16 protein-coding genes are annotated in these 15,367 nt (G+C 70.6%); 10 read left to right on the top strand and 6 right to left on the bottom strand.

The genetic code is table 11. From position 1 onward, the window contains the following. Nucleotide 1 precedes the first annotated feature (1 nt). The gene (locus BJ991_RS05760; RefSeq protein WP_179488265.1) at nucleotides 2-415 is read right to left on the bottom strand and encodes a CBS domain-containing protein; all 414 of its coding nucleotides are present in this window, start codon (nucleotides 413-415) and stop codon (nucleotides 2-4) included. 154 nt (nucleotides 416-569) lie between these two features. On the opposite strand from BJ991_RS05760, the gene BJ991_RS18360 reads away from it, so the two are divergent. After that, nucleotides 570-746 (top strand): hypothetical protein, encoded by a 177-nt coding sequence (locus BJ991_RS18360; RefSeq protein ID WP_179488263.1) that lies wholly within the window; start codon nucleotides 570-572, stop codon nucleotides 744-746. Between the two features lies 1 nt (nucleotide 747). After that, entirely contained in the window at nucleotides 748-1,944 is a 1,197-nt protein-coding gene (locus BJ991_RS05750) for an alcohol dehydrogenase catalytic domain-containing protein (RefSeq protein ID WP_179488261.1), read from the top strand. Between the two features lie 10 nt (nucleotides 1,945-1,954). On the opposite strand, the gene BJ991_RS05745 is transcribed toward BJ991_RS05750, so the two are convergent. Further along, nucleotides 1,955-2,401 (bottom strand): DUF6098 family protein, encoded by a 447-nt coding sequence (locus BJ991_RS05745; protein WP_179488259.1) that lies wholly within the window; start codon nucleotides 2,399-2,401, stop codon nucleotides 1,955-1,957. A 223-nt stretch (nucleotides 2,402-2,624) separates the two neighbouring features. On the opposite strand from BJ991_RS05745, the gene BJ991_RS05740 reads away from it, so the two are divergent. The 6 genes from BJ991_RS05740 (at nucleotide 2,625) to BJ991_RS05715 (ending at nucleotide 7,350) form a co-directional block, all read left to right on the top strand. After that, nucleotides 2,625-2,948, top strand: a complete 324-nt coding sequence (locus tag BJ991_RS05740; protein ID WP_179488257.1) for a hypothetical protein — start codon at nucleotides 2,625-2,627, stop codon at nucleotides 2,946-2,948. A 57-nt stretch (nucleotides 2,949-3,005) separates the two neighbouring features. Next, a complete protein-coding gene (locus BJ991_RS05735; protein WP_179488255.1) occupies nucleotides 3,006-3,395 on the top strand; it encodes an ArsR/SmtB family transcription factor in 390 nt (129 codons plus the stop codon). Nucleotides 3,396-3,415: 20 nt separating this feature from the next. Continuing rightward, nucleotides 3,416-4,084: an SRPBCC domain-containing protein gene (locus tag BJ991_RS05730; RefSeq protein WP_179488253.1), complete on the top strand. Its 669-nt coding sequence runs from the start codon at nucleotides 3,416-3,418 to the stop codon at nucleotides 4,082-4,084. A gap of 141 nt (nucleotides 4,085-4,225) precedes the next feature. Continuing rightward, the gene (locus tag BJ991_RS05725; RefSeq protein WP_179488251.1) at nucleotides 4,226-5,338 is read left to right on the top strand and encodes an alpha/beta fold hydrolase; all 1,113 of its coding nucleotides are present in this window, start codon (nucleotides 4,226-4,228) and stop codon (nucleotides 5,336-5,338) included. 60 nt (nucleotides 5,339-5,398) lie between these two features. Beyond that, the gene (locus BJ991_RS05720) at nucleotides 5,399-6,367 is read left to right on the top strand and encodes a cation diffusion facilitator family transporter (protein ID WP_179488249.1); all 969 of its coding nucleotides are present in this window, start codon (nucleotides 5,399-5,401) and stop codon (nucleotides 6,365-6,367) included. A gap of 56 nt (nucleotides 6,368-6,423) precedes the next feature. Next, a complete protein-coding gene (locus tag BJ991_RS05715; protein ID WP_179488247.1) occupies nucleotides 6,424-7,350 on the top strand; it encodes an LLM class F420-dependent oxidoreductase in 927 nt (308 codons plus the stop codon). Nucleotides 7,351-7,375: 25 nt separating this feature from the next. Here BJ991_RS05715 and tadA read toward each other — a convergent pair whose 3' ends face one another. Then, the gene (gene tadA, locus BJ991_RS05710; RefSeq protein ID WP_179492540.1) at nucleotides 7,376-7,807 is read right to left on the bottom strand and encodes a tRNA adenosine(34) deaminase TadA; all 432 of its coding nucleotides are present in this window, start codon (nucleotides 7,805-7,807) and stop codon (nucleotides 7,376-7,378) included. A 106-nt stretch (nucleotides 7,808-7,913) separates the two neighbouring features. On the opposite strand from tadA, the gene upp reads away from it, so the two are divergent. After that, nucleotides 7,914-8,546 (top strand): uracil phosphoribosyltransferase, encoded by a 633-nt coding sequence (gene upp, locus BJ991_RS05705; protein WP_179488245.1) that lies wholly within the window; start codon nucleotides 7,914-7,916, stop codon nucleotides 8,544-8,546. On the opposite strand, the gene BJ991_RS05700 is transcribed toward upp, so the two are convergent. The 3 genes from BJ991_RS05700 to BJ991_RS05690 all read right to left on the bottom strand — a co-directional run bounded on the left by BJ991_RS05700 (nucleotide 8,531) and on the right by BJ991_RS05690 (nucleotide 13,214). Further along, nucleotides 8,531-9,019, bottom strand: coding sequence for a hypothetical protein (locus tag BJ991_RS05700; RefSeq protein ID WP_179488243.1), 489 nt, complete (start codon nucleotides 9,017-9,019; stop codon nucleotides 8,531-8,533). The genes upp and BJ991_RS05700 overlap by 16 nt on opposite strands. A gap of 228 nt (nucleotides 9,020-9,247) precedes the next feature. Next, nucleotides 9,248-9,568: a DUF3467 domain-containing protein gene (locus tag BJ991_RS05695; protein ID WP_179488241.1), complete on the bottom strand. Its 321-nt coding sequence runs from the start codon at nucleotides 9,566-9,568 to the stop codon at nucleotides 9,248-9,250. 28 nt (nucleotides 9,569-9,596) lie between these two features. Further along, complete coding sequence (locus BJ991_RS05690) at nucleotides 9,597-13,214, bottom strand: TM0106 family RecB-like putative nuclease (RefSeq protein ID WP_179488239.1); 3,618 nt, start codon at nucleotides 13,212-13,214, stop codon at nucleotides 9,597-9,599. 72 nt (nucleotides 13,215-13,286) lie between these two features. Here BJ991_RS05690 and BJ991_RS05685 point away from each other — a divergent pair, with 72 nt between their 5' ends. Further along, nucleotides 13,287-15,365, top strand: a complete 2,079-nt coding sequence (locus tag BJ991_RS05685) for an NAD(+) synthase (protein ID WP_179488237.1) — start codon at nucleotides 13,287-13,289, stop codon at nucleotides 15,363-15,365. The last annotated feature ends 2 nt before the right edge of the window (nucleotides 15,366-15,367 follow it).

Genomic DNA, 15,367 nt, shown 5'->3' with positions numbered 1-15,367 from the left:
CTCACTCCGAGATCTCTGCCACCGTCTCACCCGTCTCCTGCGACGATAGTGCGAGGGCGACGTCGGCCTGGCTGATGATGCCGACGAGATCGTGGCCGTCGATGACGGGGAGGCGGCGGACCTGGTGGGTCCTCATCATCTCGAGCGCCTCGCGCACGTCGTCGTCCGCGCCGACCGTGACCAGCTTGCCCTCGCCGAGGGATCCGGCGGTCGTCGACGCGGGGTCGCCTCCCTGCGCGATGACCTTCACGACGATGTCGCGGTCGGTCACCATGCCCTTCAGGCGCTGGTCCTCGCCGCAGATCGGCAGCGCGCCCACGTCGAGCGAGGCCATGAGGCGAGCGGCCTCGACCAGGGTCTCGTTCTCTCCGACGCACCGCGGGTTGGGGGTCATGATTTCTCTTGCGACGGTCATGGTCCGCTCCTTTGTGAGTGTGCCTGTCACTTCGCGACGCTACGTAGGGGTGCGCGGACGGCGAGAGGGCCTTGACAGACGGGACTCGGAGTGTCAACCCCCTCGGTCATCGAGCACCTGGGTGGACATGCTCGGTCGAGGAGGTTGAGAGCGCATGAAAAGCCCGATCAAGCCGATGTCGACGCACGTCACCGAGCACCCCGTGACTGAGCCCCGTCCGGCAGCGCCGGGGCTGGGGACGGATGCGGGGGCCCACCCCCTGCCCCGCACGCGACCCGTGCGCGTGTGGGAGCTGCGGAACGGTCCCGCACCGGCCGCGCGGCACGAATAGCGTGCGCGCCGTCACGTGGCAGGGGCGGCGCGACATCGCCGTCCTCGATGTGCCCGATCCGCGGATCCTCGAGCCCACAGACGCGATCGTCCGGATCACGTCGACCGCGATCTGCGGCTCGGACCTGCACCTCTACGAGCTCTTCGGCCCGTTCATGGACCCGGGCGACATCCTCGGGCACGAGTCGATGGGGATCGTCGAGGAGGTCGGTTCGGCCGTGAAGCGGCTGCGGCCCGGGCAGCGGGTCGTCGTTCCGTTCAACATCGCGTGCGGCGAGTGCTTCATGTGCGTCCGCGGCCTTCAGTCGCAATGCGAGAGCACGCAGAACGACGAGTACGGGACGGGCGCGACGCTCTTCGGCTACACCAAGCTGTACGGCCACGTGCCGGGCGGGCAGGCCGAGCTCCTACGCGTGCCGATCGCGGACTACAACACGATCCCCGTGGGCGACGAGCTGCCCGACGAGCGCTACCTCTTCCTCAGCGACATCCTTCCGACCGCGTGGCAGGCGGTCCAGTACGCGGGGCTTTCCGAGCCCGGCACGGTGGTCGTGCTGGGCCTCGGGCCGGTGGGCCAGTTGGCGTCGCGCATCGCGCATCGGCGCGGCCATCGCGTGATCGGGATCGACCCCGTTCCCGAGCGGCGCGAGATGGCCTCACGGCACGGCATCGAGGCGTGGGAGCCCGATGACGACGCGGATCGGATCGTCGCGACGACGTACGGACGAGGAGCGGATGCCGTCATCGACGCCGTGGGGCTCGAGGCGCACGGCAGCCCGTTCGCGCACGCGGCGCACCGCGTGGCATCCGTCATGCCCGACGCGCTCGCGCGACCGATCATGGAGCACGGCGGAGTCGACCGGCTCGCGGCGCTCTACGCGGCGGTCGACATGGTCCGCCGCGGCGGGACGATCTCGATCAGCGGCGTCTACGCCGGCGACGCCGACTTGCTGCCCCTCAAGACGATGTTCGACAAGCAGCTCACGCTGCGGATGGGGCAGTGCAACGTCAAGCGGTGGATCGACGACCTCATGCCGCTCGTCGAGGACCCGAGCGACCCCCTCGCGATCGGCGACCTCGTGACCCACCACGGCGGGCTCGACGATGCGCCGGCCCTCTACGAGAAGTTCCAGACGAAGCGCGACGGATGCGTCAAGGTCGTGCTGCACCCCGATCGGCCGGCGGCGACCTCCGCGTGACGCGCGCGGGTCAGTCCTCGGGACCCTTGCCCGCCTCGAACCGCTCTTCGTAGCGCGCGGCCGCTTCGTCGAGCAGCCGTTCGTCGAGCCGCGCGATCGGCACGACTCCGCGCAGCAGAGGCTCGCAGTCGGGCCCGCGTCCGACTTCGATCCCCCGCAGCACCCACGCGAAGCGGTCGGGGTTCTTCTCCTGAAGCTCCTGGTACTGGCAGACCTGGCGCGCGAGCCAGTCCTCGATCGGACGCGTCCACCACTCCTCGGGGTGCAGGGGGTTGACCGACAGCCCGGGGAGGGTGAGCCCGCTCTCGGTGTCGACGCTCTCCTCGACGTCGCGCTCCGGCCCTTCGCTGTACCGGACGTACGCCCTGCCGAGCTCCTGCACGCGCGCCGCGAGCTCCTCGAGGCTGCCGAGCGACTCGTCGAGGGAGGTCGTGCACATGAGGGGTTCTCTCGTCATTCCTTCTCCAGGCTCCCGCCGGTCGTGGCTCCGGTCGAGAAGCTAAGCGGCCTGCCGGTGCGCGACGAGGGGGTTGAATCCGGATGCGCCGACCGCTAACCATGTGAGTGAGGGTCGGAGCGGCCGTGTCAACCCCCCTGCGGATGCTCGACGGTTGGCCCACGCTCTAAACGAGCCTTTCCCCGCCGGCGACGTCCGGCGCGACCCCTCGGAGGAGATGAGGATGTCCCTCGGTGAGTCAGAAGGCGCGCGAAGCGCCGGTGGCCTCGAACTGAAGTGGATCGGCGACGGCGCGTGGTGCGCGGTCGACGGCTCGTTCCCCGAAGGCGACGCACGGCGCCTCATCGCCTACGTCGAGTGCCGCCGTGCAGACGTCGAGGTCGTGTGGGTCCACCGCGCCGCCCGGCCCGGGCGGTTCGCGACGCTGCGCGAGGCGTGGCACGCCCTCGAGGACGACGTCGCCCGGCGGCGATCCGTCGAGCCCGACATCGCGCCGCCCGAGCTCGCGCCGACCGACCTGCGGGATGCGGAGCCCGCGGTGGCATGAGCGGGGCTGGCATAATTAAGCGTTGACTTAATTAAGTCCGGATGCAAATATGGACTCATGCACGCCCTCGATGTCCTCGGCGATCCGGTCCGCCGGCGCCTGCTCGAGCTCCTCGCCGACGGCGAGCGCCCGTCCGGCGAGCTCGCCGAGGTCGTGACGCGCGAGTTCGGCATCTCGCATCCCGCGGTGTCGCAGCACCTCCGCGTGCTGCGACAGGCGGGATTCGCGGTCGTGCGCCCCGAGGGCACGCGCCGGCTCTACGCGATCGACCCCGGCCCGCTCGAAGCGGCGGCCGCGTGGTTCGACCCCTTCCGCCGGTTCTGGCAGCCCAAGCTCGACGCGCTCGGAACCGAGCTCGCCCGCGGGCGGCGGCAGCGCCGTCTGGCCGAGGAGCGGGCTTCGCACGGCGAGCCGGAGGACGAGGCATCCGATGATCCGACCCCCTGAGGAAGACGAGGAGAACTGACATGGTGGACGTGAACGCACAGGTCGCCGCGGTGGACCGCGGCGTGCGAGACGACGAGCTCGACGGTGCGCCGACGCGCGTGCAGTCGCTCGCGCAGACCTACCCTTCGCCGATCGACGACGTGTGGGACGCGGTGACGTCGGGCGAGCGCATCCCGCGCTGGTTCCTCCCCGTGTCAGGCGACCTGCGGCTCGGCGGCCGATACCAGCTCGAGGGCAACGCCGGCGGCGAGGTGCTCGAATGCCGGCCCCCGGCCGACGGGACCGCCGGCTATCGCGTGACGTGGGAGTACGGCGGCGGCGTCTCGTGGCTCGACGTGGTACTGCAGAGCGTCGACGACGGCTCGACGCGCGTCGAGCTCATCCACACCGCGCGCACCGCCGACGTGCCGCCCGGCTTCTGGGAGACGTACGGCCCCGGCGCCACCGGCGTCGGCTGGGACGGCGGGCTCCTCGGCCTCGCGCTGCACCTCGCCGGGAGCACCGACGTCACGCCCGAGACGGCCGAGGCGTGGGCGTTCACCGACGAAGGAAAGGCGTTCTACCGCGCGGCCGCGACGGCCTGGGGCGAAGCCCACATCCGCGGCGGGGGCGATCCCGAGGCGGCGCACTCCGCGGCCGATGCGACCTATCGCTTCTACACCGGCGAGCCCGAGCCGGCCGAGCGCTGACCGCGTGAGACGACGGTTCGGCGGATGCCGCGGGCGTGGCATCCGCCGAACCTGAAAGGTGATTCACATCCGCCGCAGGCCCGGTCTATAGTCATGATATGGGGGCGACGGCGCCTCCCCGTTTCAGCGAAGGACCCGGCCATGACCCTGTTCGACGGCATCACTCAAAGACTGGTCGAGACGCCCCGACTCACCGTCGGGATCCTCGAGCGCGCGGGCGACGACCCCGCGACGCCGCCCGAGCGCACGGTGGTGCTGATCCACGGCAACGGCTCGTCGTCGCTGTTCTGGCAGGAGACGATGCTCCACCTGCCGTCCGACCTCCGGGTGATCGCGATCGACCTGCGCGGCTACGGGTTCACCGAGCACGCGCCGATCGACGCGACCCGCGGCGTGCGCGACTTCAGCGACGACGTCAAGGCGACGCTCGACGTGCTCGAGATCCGGACGGCGCACCTCGTTGGCTGGTCGATGGGCGCCGGCGTCGTCATGCAGTACGCGCTCGACCACCCCACGCTCAGCCTCACCCTCGAATCGCCGGTCTCCCCGTACGGCTTCGGCGGCACGCGTCGAGACGGCACGCGGCTGACGGACGACGACGCCGGATGCGGCGGCGGCGCCGGCAATCCCGACTTCGTCGCCCGGCTCGAGGCCCACGACACGAGCGACGAGGCGCCGACCTCGCCGCGCAGCGTCTTCCGCGCGCACTACGTCGCGTCCGATTACACGACCGAGCACGAGGACGTGTGGGTCGAGTCCATCCTGTCGACGTCGACCGCGACCGGGAACTACCCCGGCGACTCGGTGCCGTCCGAGAACTGGCCCGGGTTCGCCGCGGGCACCGTCGGGGTGCTCAACACGATGGCGCCGAAGTACTTCAACGTGTCGGGCATCGTCGACCTGCCGCAGAAGCCCCCCGTGCTGTGGGTGCACGGCACAGCGGACGCCATCGTGTCGGATGCCTCGTTCTACGACCTCAACCACCTCGGCGCGCTCGGCATCGTGCCGGGCTGGCCCGGCCAGGAGGCGGCCCCGGCGCAGGAGATGGTGTCGCAGATGCGCGATGTGCTCGGCCTGTACGCGGAGCGCGGGGGCACCGTGCGGGAGCTGAGCCTCGAGGGCGTCGGGCACTCGCCGCACCTCGAGCGCCCGATCCAGTTCCGGCAGGCGCTGCTCGAGGTGATCGGCTACGTCGGTCGCCCCGCCGACCCCTCTCCCCCGACCGAGCAGATCGTGATCCGCTCGTCCGACTGACGGCGCGGCGCGTCAGGTCGGCGAACATGAGCCGCGCGGCCGATCCGTAGACTCGGAGCCATGAGTGCATCCGGCGGCGGCAAGGCCATCATCGCGGCGTTCCTGGCGAACATGGGCATCGCGATCGCGAAGTTCATCGCCTGGTTCCTCTCGGGATCCGCCTCGATGCTCGCCGAGGCCATCCACTCCGTCGCCGACTCCGGCAACCAGCTGCTGCTCCTGCTCGGCGGGCGCCAGGCGAAGAAGCGCGCCGACCGCGAGCATCCGTTCGGCTACGGCCGCGAGCGCTACGTGTACGCGTTCGTCGTGTCGATCATCCTGTTCTCGGTCGGTGGCCTGTTCGCGATCTACGAGGGCGTCGACAAGCTCACGCATCCGCACGCGCTCGACGAGCAGTGGTGGTGGCTGCCGATCGTCGTCCTGCTCGTCGCGATCGGCCTGGAGTCGTTCTCGCTGCGCACTGCGATCGTCGAGAGCAATCTGGTGCGAGCGAAGGGTCAGTCGTGGGTGTCGTTCGTGCGCCACGCGAAGGCGCCCGAGCTGCCGGTCGTGCTGCTCGAAGACATCGGGGCCCTCACGGGTCTCGTGTTCGCGCTCTTCGGCGTGGGGCTCACCGTCATCACGGGCAACCCGGTGTTCGACGCGATCGGCACCCTGATGATCGGAACGCTGCTCATCCTCATCGCGATCGTGCTGGGCATCGAGACGAAGAGCCTGCTCGTCGGCGAGGGGGCAACCGAATCCGATCACCGGCTCATCGTCGACGCGATCAGTGAAGGCGGCGAGATCGAGCGACTCATCCACATCAAGACGCTCTACCTCGGCCCCGACGAGCTGCTCGTCGCCGCGAAGCTCGGGTTCGCCACCGACCGCGCGCTGGCAGACATCGCACACGACATCGACGCCATCGAGAAGCGCGTGCGCAAGACCGTCCCCGCGGCGCGCGTCATCTACCTCGAGCCCGACGTCTTCCGCGGCGACCACCCGCACCCGGCGACCGATCAGATCGTACTGAAGTCGACCGACTGATTCCACGCACCGGATGCGTGTGCGATCCGGTGTGCACGCGCTGAAAGACTGACTCCATGGAGTACTGCGTCTTCACCGAACCCCAGCTCGGCGCGACCTACGGCGATCAGCTCGCGTTCGCACAGTCCGCCGAACGCCACGGCTTCACGGGCTTCTTCCGCTCGGACCACTACCTCTCGATGGGGTTGCGTGATGGGCTGCCCGGCCCCACCGACGCCTGGACGACGCTCGCCGCGCTCGCGCGCGAGACGCGCAGCATCCGCCTCGGCACGCTCGTCTCGCCGATCACGTTCCGCCACCCGGGCATCCTCGCGATCCAGGTCGCGCAGGTCGACGAGATGTCGGGAGGCCGCGTCGAGCTCGGCCTCGGCGCGGGGTGGATGGCGCGCGAGCACGAGGCGTACGGCATCCCCTTCCCCGCGAAGCGCTTCGGTCCGTTCGAGGAGCAGCTCGAGATCGTGACGGGCCTGTGGTCGACGCCCCTCGGTGAGACATACTCGTTCTCGGGGCGCCACTACACGCTCGTCGACGCCCCGGCGCTGCCGAAGCCCGTGCAGCAGCCGATCCCGCTCATCGCCGGCGGCGGCGGCACGCGGCGCACGCCCGACCTCGTCGCCCGCTTCGCGACCGAGTACAACCTCGGGTTCCCGAAGGACGAAGGGATCCAAGAGCGCCTCGACCACGTACGCGCCGCGTGCGAGCGCATCGGCCGCGATCCCGGATCGCTCAAAGTCTCGATCGCGATGTCGACGTTCGCGGGTGCGTCGGATGCCGAGATCGCGCGTCGCGCGGAGCGCATCAACCGCACGCTCGAAGAGGTGCGCGACGGCACGAACATCGTCGGCGGCCCGGACGAGATCGCCGAGCGGGTCGACCGCTACCGCTCGTTCGGGATCGACCGCGTGTACTTCCAGCTCCTCGACCTGCAGGACGTCGACCACGTCGAGTACCTGGGCGGCGAGGTGCTGCCTCACCTGCCGTAGCGCCGCCCCGGCCGCGCGGGGAGAGTCAGCGCCGGGACTCGAAGAACTCCCGCAGCAGCGCGGTCGCGGCATCCGCTTCGACCCCCGCGACGACCTCGGCGCGATACGGCAGGCGACGGTCGCGCACGACGTCGTACACAGAGCCGGCCGCGCCGGCCTTCTCGTCCCACGCGCCGAACACGAGCCGCGACACGCGGGCCTGCAGCACGGCCCCCGCGCACATGACGCACGGCTCGAGCGTCACGACGAGCGTGCAGCCCTCGAGGTTCCATGAACCGACGGATGCCGCGGCCTCCCGCAGCGCGACGACCTCGGCGTGCGCCGTGGGGTCGTTCGTGACCTCGCGGAGGTTCAGGCCTTCGCCGATGATCGTGCCCGAGGCATCCGTCACCACTGCGCCGACCGGAACGTCGCCGCGTGATCCCGCCTCGGCCGCGAGAGCGAGCGCGCGCCGCATCGCGGTCAGGTCGGTCGGCGAGTCCACATCCCAGAGCGTACGCGGATGCCGCATCCGCTGCCCCTGCGGCCTCTCGTCGACGCGCCGCGCCCGATAACCTGAGTGCATGCGCCTGCACGTCGCCGACCACCCGCTCATCACGCACAAGCTCACCGTGCTGCGCGACGAGCGCACGCCCTCGCCGGTGTTCCGCCAGCTCACCGAGGAACTCGTGACGCTTCTCGCATACGAGGCCACGCGCAACGTGCGCGTCGCGCCGATCGAGATCAAGACACCTGTCTCGAAGACGAACGGGGTGAAGATCGACGAGCCTCGACCGATCGTCGTGCCGATCCTGCGCGCGGGACTCGGGATGCTCGACGGCATGGTCAAGCTGCTGCCGACCGCCGAGGTCGGATTCCTCGGGATGGTGCGCAACGAGGAGACCCTCGAGCCCACGACGTACGCCGAGCGCCTTCCGCTCGATCTCAGCGACCGTCAGTGTTTCGTGCTCGACCCGATGCTCGCGACGGGCGGCTCGCTCGGCATGGCGATCGACTTCCTGTTCCGCCGCGGCGCACAGGACGTCACGGCGATCTGCCTCCTCGGCGCACCCGAGGGCGTCGCCGCGATCGAGCGCCAGGTCGGCGATCGCGACGTCACCCTCGTGCTCGGCGCGCTCGACGAGCGCCTGAACGACAAGGGCTACATCGTGCCCGGGCTCGGCGACGCCGGCGACCGTCTCTACGGCACGGTCTGACGGTCGCGCGCGGCGCGGACTCCGCGTGCGCCGCCGGTGCTGTGCGACTTCGCGACAGCCGCGTAGAACAGGACGTCGGCCGCGAGCTTGCCTGCGAGCAGACCCCAGGTCGGATCGGGCGCCATCCACACGCCGAGCATGAGCGCGGCCGGACGGATGAGCAGCGTGTCGACGAACTCGACCGGCCCGAACTCCGCCAGGAGCAGCGCGAAGGTCCCGCGGCGAGACCGGCCGTGTGCAGCGATCGAATGCTCCGAGTAGATCGTGACCGCGAGCACCCCGTAGAAGCCGATCACCGCGCCGACCAGCCCCGCGAGTGCGATGGCGATGGGCGCGTCGGTCCAGACCGTGACGCCGAGACCCGCGAGCACCAGCGCCGCGGTCCCGGCGATCTCACCGGGCAGGTAGCGGCACACCCAGAACATCGGACCGCGTCGTACGACCCGTGCGTCGGCGATCTCGATCGTGGTCATCGCGCGCTCCTCTCGCGCAGGAAGGAGTGCGCGCGGAAGCGGATGATACACCAGTTGCGGCACCCACCCCTCGCCGAGCGGATGCCGCAACCTGCGCGTAAGCGCTCCGCAAGGCTACGGGGGCCGCCGATGAGCCCCCAACAGGGTTGACATCACGGCTCGGGCGTCCTAGGCAGAACGGCTCCCCAGGTCGGTGACAGCCGGCCGTCGGCGCGTGAGGGTCGCGAGTCACTCCTCCATGAGCGGTGCATTCGGCGGCGGACGCCGCCCCGTTTCCTGCTCCCAGAACTCGAGCTGCTGCGTGAGCGCCTTCGCGAGCTCGAAGACCTGCTCGGGAGGAATCCGGATGCGGCTCACCACGCGCGCCGGAACGACCGTGCGCCGGTCGCCCGTCTCGGGGTCGACCTCTTCGCGCGGCGGCTGCGCGAGGGTGACGAAGTCCATGACGAACACCGTCTGCGTGTGCCAGACGTTCGCGAAGTCGGCGTACGAGCCGCCGATGAGGTCGGGCGGCAGATCGATCTCGAACTGACGGGGGATGTCGGCCATGGATGCCTCCTGCGTCGGTTCGCCGAGTCTACGCGGGTGCCGTGACGGCGACTCCCGGGTTCCCCGGCGCGAACACCTCGCCCTTCAGCGGGTCGGCCACGCCGACCAGTCGCGCGAACCCGCTGAGCCGCGAGACCCCGTCGGGCGTGCGTGGCAGGTCGTCGAGCAGCCCGGGCGAGTACACGAGGTACGCGGTGTGCATGGCCCTCGAGATCGCGACGTTGAGGCGGTTGCGCAGCAGCAGGAACTCGAGGCCGCGCGGCGCATCGCGCCCCGACGAGGCGGCGAGCGACACGATCGCGACGGCCGCCTCCTGCCCCTGGAAGCGGTCGACAGTGCCCACCGGAATCTCGCCGAAGCCGGCCGCCGAGAGTGCCTCCTCGACCGCGACCTGCTGCGCGTTGTAGGGCGTCACCACGATGAGGTCGCTCTGGGCGAGCGGCCGCTCGTCGCACCGGAGCGTCTCGCCGTTCTCGCCGAACCGCACGTCGCGCCACGGACGGCCGATGAGGTCCCGCACGATCGACACGACCACCGCGGCCTCCTCGGGCGATTGCGTCGCGTTGGCCTTGTGCCGAACGGGCACCGGATGCAGCCCGGGCTCGACGCCCGCGAGTTCGCGCAGCGCCGTCGACGGATGGGAGGCCAGTTCGCCGCGATACGACAGCCGCGACACGGGCGCCGCGACCGCGGGGTGCATGCGCCACGTGCGCGCGAGGAAGTAGCCGTACTCGGGCGGGATCACATCCGCCCCGTCCATCACCCAGCCGAGCGCGGACGTGTCGACGGGCTCGGGGTGCGTGCCCTGGCTCACCTGGGGCAGCTGCTGCGGGTCGCCCAGCAGCAGGAGCCGCGAGGACGCGAGCGATACGGCGATCGTCGACGCGAGCGAGAACTGCCCCGCCTCATCGATCACGAGAAGGTCGAGGCTGCCGCGCGGGATGCGGCCCTCGTGGCTGAAGTCCCACGCGGTGCCGCCGATGACGTAGCCACCGGTCTGCTCGGCGGTGAAGGCCGCGACGCCGTTCTTCGGGATCGCGGTGTACAGAGGCTCCGACGCGGCATCCTTCGGCGCCTTGGCGACCTGCTCTCCCGGCACCCCCACCGCGACGACCCGGTCGAGCATGTTCTCGACGACCTTGTGCGACTGGGCGACGACACCCACCCTGTAGCCGTGGTCGCGCACGAGTCGCGCGATGACCTGCGAGCCGACGTAGGTCTTGCCCGTGCCAGGAGGCCCCTGCACGGCGAGGTAGCTGTGATCGAGGTCGATGATCGCGCGCGAGATCGCCGCGACGTCATCGGCTCCGGCCGGAGGGAGCGCACCCGACAACGTGCGCGGCGGACGACGCAGCAGGATGTCGGTCGCCGGGTCCTGCGGCAGCGCGGGCGACTGCGCGATCACGGCATCCGCCCACGCGTCGATCGCGAGCTGCTGATTGCCGGCCCTCGGCGGCGCCTCGGGCGTCAGCGCGACGGGCAGCTCCGCCCAGGTGACGTCGCCCACCGCATACTCCTCGACGATCGCCCCGTCGTCGAGCGCGTCGATCACCGTCACGCGATGATCGGCATGGATCCACCGCGGACTCGCGTCGAACGGGAAGTCCACCGGCAGCTCGTACAGCGCGAACGGGCTTCCGCCCTCGCTGAGGCGCGTGCCGGGCGCGAGCTCGCCGCGCAGCTCGAGGAGGCGCCGTTCGGAGCGTGCGCCCTCCGGGCGGTGCCAGTCCTCGACGACGCGGCAGCGCACCCGATCGAGCGCGACGACATCGCGTGTCTCCTCCCACACCGACACGGGTTCGCGGAGCCGCAGGAAGTGCGTCGCCCAGAACGACTTCGACTCGCGCGGGTAGTAGTCGATCGCCGCCGCACCGAGACGCAGCGCCACCGCTTCGGGCGAGTCCTCGACGTGCGCCTTCGCGAGCTCGCCGAGCGCGATCGCGCGCGCCGACGGCTCGTACACGCGCTCGTCGGGTTCGGGCTCCGGCGACGGGCGAAGCCCCGCCTCGCGTGCGCGGTCGACGAGCCAGTCCCGCAGACGACGCGTCGACACGCAGTCGTAGCGGTTGTAGTCGGCCAGGTCGTCGAAGATCGTCGTCGCCGCGACGACGTCGCCGTCCTCGCGCAGCGCGCGCGCTTGGACGTACCGGACGATCGAGTCGTCGCCCTTCTGCACATCGCTCGTGCGCACCTCGTCGCCCATGTAGAGGGGCTCGAGCTTCTTGATCGAGTACGACCGCGAGCCGACGCGCAGGGCGCGCCGGACGATCGGGTACAGATCGACGAACACCCCGTCGCGCAGCAGCCGATCGACGTCGGCCTCGCGCACGCCGTGTCGCGCCGCCATGGCCAGCAGGTGCGTCGGCTCGTACGGCGCGTAGTGATAGATGTTCATGCCCGGGTACTGCTTGCGTCGCAGGGCCACGATGTCGAGGAACGTCTCGAGCGCGCGGCGCTCCTCGGCGAACGAGTGCGCCCACAGCGCCGTGTACTGCTCGCGGTCGTCGACCCACCCGAAGAGGTAGTCGATCCCCCACTCGACAGCCTCGCCTTCGGTGTAGAGCGGGTCGCCCTCGAAGTCGAAGAAGAGATCCCCGTGGTCGGGTCGCGGCAGCGCGCCGAGCGCCTTCGGCGCGACGACCTCGTAGGTCGGCACGGCGGGTTCCAGGGCCGCCGCGGGAGCGGCCTCCTCTGCCTCGATCGGCGGTGCGACCTTCGTCACGACTCCCGCAGGGCTCGCGAGCTGCAGCCGGGCCTGTGTGCGCAGCGATGCGAACGTGTCGGGGCTCATGCGGGCAGGCGGGGCGGATGCCTCGGCCAGCCGATCGATCGTGTCGATGCCGGCCGCCCGCAGCCGCTCGCGCTGCACGGGTCGCATGCCGGCCACGAGGAGCAGATCGCGCGATGCCTCGACCTCGAGCTCGCACGTCGCGCACCGTCCGCACGCCATGACGGCGAGCTCGCCGCGCGGGTCGCCCCACGGGATCGCGGGGCCGGCGGCCCCGAGGTCGAGTCGGCGGTCGTCGACGAGCGCGCGCAAGCGGTCGCGCCGCAGCGCGAACACCGGAAGCAGATCGTCGACTTCGTGGACGCTCACAGTGCCGTCGCCGAGCAGCAGCTCGACGCGGGGCGACCGCGGAGCCCCGAGACGGTCGAGCTGCGCGACGTATGCCGCCAGCTGCATCAGCGCGGTGACTCGCGCGTGGCGGGCGAGCTTGGTGTCTTGCACGACCCACGGACCCGTACCGCGCGAGCCCTCGGGGACATCGCGCACGAGGAAGTCGGCGAACCCCACGAAGTCATCCGTCGCGAACGTCGCCTGGTAGATGACGTCGGCATCCGACGCGAGGGCCTTCTCGGTCTCGGCGACGGCAGCATTCAGCGCGTCGGCATCGTAGGTCTTCGCCTCGGGGATCTCGACGACCCCCGCGCCGTACCGCTCGCGATAGGCGGCGAGCACGCGCCGCTCGTGCTCGTGACCGAGGTGCCCCGCGCGCTCGAGCGTCAGATCCTCGGGCTCCTCGACCTCGGGCACGCGTCCGAGCTTCGCGTCGATCGCGCGCAGCCACGCGAACTCGCACTCGGCGGCAGCCTTGAGATCGCTTGCGCTCCAGACGAACCGGCCTTCGCTCTCGATGTAACGCATGCTCCCCTTCCCTCCTTCGACGATAGCCGCGGCATCCGACACGACGTCGTTCGCACCTGCAAGACTGGGGGCGTGATCACCGCCCTGCCGTTCGAGAGCGCATACCGTCACGGCTACGCGCGCGTCGCCGCGTGCACGATCCCCGTATCGCTCGCCGACCCGGTCGCGAATGCACGGGCGGTTCTCGAGACCGCGCGCGAGTGCCACGACGAGGCCGTCGCCGTCGCGATCTTCCCCGAGCTGTGCCTGTCGGGTTACTCGATCGAGGACCTCGTGATGCAGGACGCCCTGCTCGACGGCGTAGTCGCTGCGATCGAGCAGCTGGTCGAGGCATCCGTCGATCTCCTGCCGATGCTCATCGTGGGCGCGCCGCTGCGCCACCGGAACCGCATCTACAACTGCGCCCTCGTCATCCACCGCGGCGAGCTGCTCGGCGTCGCGCCCAAGTCGTACCTGCCGACGTATCGCGAGTTCTACGAGCGGCGCTGGTTCGCGCCGGGCGACGACCAGGTCGGCGAAGACATCCGAGTGGGTGAGCTCGAGGCGCCGTTCGGGCCCGACCTGCTCTTCGAGGCCCTCGACGTGCCGGGTCTGGTCGTCCACGCCGAGGTGTGCGAAGACGTGTGGGTGCCGATCCCGCCGTCGTCGCGCGCGTCGCTCGCGGGCGCGACGGTGCTCGCGAACCTCTCGGGCAGCCCCATCACGATCGCGCGGGCCGACGACCGCAAGACGCTGTGCCAGTCGCAGTCGTTCCGCTGCCTGGCCGCGTACGCGTATTCCGCCGCGGGCATGGGCGAGTCCACGAACGACGTGTCGTGGGATGGCCAGACGATGATCTACGAGTCGGGCAACCTGCTGGCCGAGACCGAGCGGTTCCCCGACGGGCCTCGACGCAGCGTCGCCGACGTCGACCTCGACCGGCTGCGTCAGGACCGGATCCGACAGGGCACCTTCGACGACAACAGACGGACGGATGCCACGCTCTTCCGCACCGTCCATTTCGAGCTCGACCCGCCCGCCCACGACATCGGGCTGAAGCGCACGCTCGACCGGTACCCGTTCGTGCCCGACGACCCCGAGCGACTCGCGCAGGACTGCTACGAGGCCTTCAACATCCAGGTGTCGGGGCTCGTGCGCCGCATGGAGGCGATCGGGGCGCCGAAGCCCGTCATCGGGGTGAGCGGCGGCCTCGACTCGACGCACGCGCTGCTCGTCGTCGCGCGCGCGATGGACCGCATGGGCCGGCCGCGCAGCGACATCCTCGCCTACACGATGCCCGGCTTCGCGACGAGCGACCACACGAAGTCCAATGCGATCGCACTCGCGGAGGCGGTCGGCGCGTCGATCGAGACGATCGACATCCGCCCGCTCGCGACCGAGATGCTCGAGCGCATCGGCCACCCGTTCGCGGAGGGTGAGGCGGTGCACGACATCACATTCGAGAACGTGCAGGCCGGCATCCGCACCGACTACCTCTTCCGCCTCGCGAACCATCACGGGGGAATGGTCATCGGCACGTCCGACCTGTCCGAGCTCGCGCTCGGCTGGGCGACGTACGGCGTCGGCGACCACATGAGCCACTACGCGGTGAACGCGGGGGTGCCGAAGACCCTCATCCAGCACCTCATCCGCTGGGTCATCTCGCACGGCGAGGGCGTCGACGGCTCGACGAAGCTCACGCCCGAAGCGGCGCGCGTGCTGCAGTCCGTCCTCGACACCGAGATCAGCCCCGAGCTCGTGCCGATGACGCAGGACGGCGAGATGCAGTCCACCGAGGACCGCATCGGGCCTTACGCGCTGCACGACTTCGCGCTGTTCCACGTGCTGCGATACGGGTTCCGCCCGTCGAAGATCGCGTTCCTCGCGTCGCACGCGTGGGGAGATGCGGATGCCGGGGCCTGGCCTCCCGGATTCCCCGACGACGACCGCTACGCGTACGACCTCGCGACCGTGGTGAAGTGGCTGCGCGTGTTCCTGCAGCGGTACTTCGCCTTCGCCCAGTTCAAGCGCTCGGCGATTCCCAACGGACCGAAGGTGTCGCCCGCCGGGGCGCTCTCGCCGCGCGGCGACTGGCGCGCGCCGTCCGACGGAACGGCCACCACCTGGCTCGCCGAGCTCGATGCGGCGCTTCCGGACGAGTTGCGCGCGTAGGT

The organism is Microbacterium immunditiarum, assembly GCF_013409785.1.
In the GTDB taxonomy this organism is placed as follows: Bacteria; Actinomycetota; Actinomycetes; order Actinomycetales; family Microbacteriaceae; genus Microbacterium; species Microbacterium immunditiarum.
The sequence above is the reverse complement of the archived record's forward strand: the minus strand, read 5'-3'. Positions and strand labels throughout refer to the sequence as shown.

Coding starts and splice junctions, on each gene's coding strand:
- BJ991_RS05760 (WP_179488265.1), bottom strand. CDS start 415: ATGACCGTCGCAAGAGAAATCATGACCCCCAACCCGCGGTGCGTCGGA.
- BJ991_RS18360 (WP_179488263.1), top strand. CDS start 570: ATGAAAAGCCCGATCAAGCCGATGTCGACGCACGTCACCGAGCACCCC.
- BJ991_RS05745 (WP_179488259.1), bottom strand. CDS start 2,401: ATGACGAGAGAACCCCTCATGTGCACGACCTCCCTCGACGAGTCGCTC.
- BJ991_RS05740 (WP_179488257.1), top strand. CDS start 2,625: ATGTCCCTCGGTGAGTCAGAAGGCGCGCGAAGCGCCGGTGGCCTCGAA.
- BJ991_RS05735 (WP_179488255.1), top strand. CDS start 3,006: ATGCACGCCCTCGATGTCCTCGGCGATCCGGTCCGCCGGCGCCTGCTC.
- BJ991_RS05730 (WP_179488253.1), top strand. CDS start 3,416: ATGGTGGACGTGAACGCACAGGTCGCCGCGGTGGACCGCGGCGTGCGA.
- BJ991_RS05725 (WP_179488251.1), top strand. CDS start 4,226: ATGACCCTGTTCGACGGCATCACTCAAAGACTGGTCGAGACGCCCCGA.
- BJ991_RS05720 (WP_179488249.1), top strand. CDS start 5,399: ATGAGTGCATCCGGCGGCGGCAAGGCCATCATCGCGGCGTTCCTGGCG.
- BJ991_RS05715 (WP_179488247.1), top strand. CDS start 6,424: ATGGAGTACTGCGTCTTCACCGAACCCCAGCTCGGCGCGACCTACGGC.
- tadA (WP_179492540.1), bottom strand. CDS start 7,807: ATGCGGCGCGCGCTCGCTCTCGCGGCCGAGGCGGGATCACGCGGCGAC.
- upp (WP_179488245.1), top strand. CDS start 7,914: ATGCGCCTGCACGTCGCCGACCACCCGCTCATCACGCACAAGCTCACC.
- BJ991_RS05700 (WP_179488243.1), bottom strand. CDS start 9,019: ATGACCACGATCGAGATCGCCGACGCACGGGTCGTACGACGCGGTCCG.
- BJ991_RS05695 (WP_179488241.1), bottom strand. CDS start 9,568: ATGGCCGACATCCCCCGTCAGTTCGAGATCGATCTGCCGCCCGACCTC.
- BJ991_RS05690 (WP_179488239.1), bottom strand. CDS start 13,214: ATGCGTTACATCGAGAGCGAAGGCCGGTTCGTCTGGAGCGCAAGCGAT.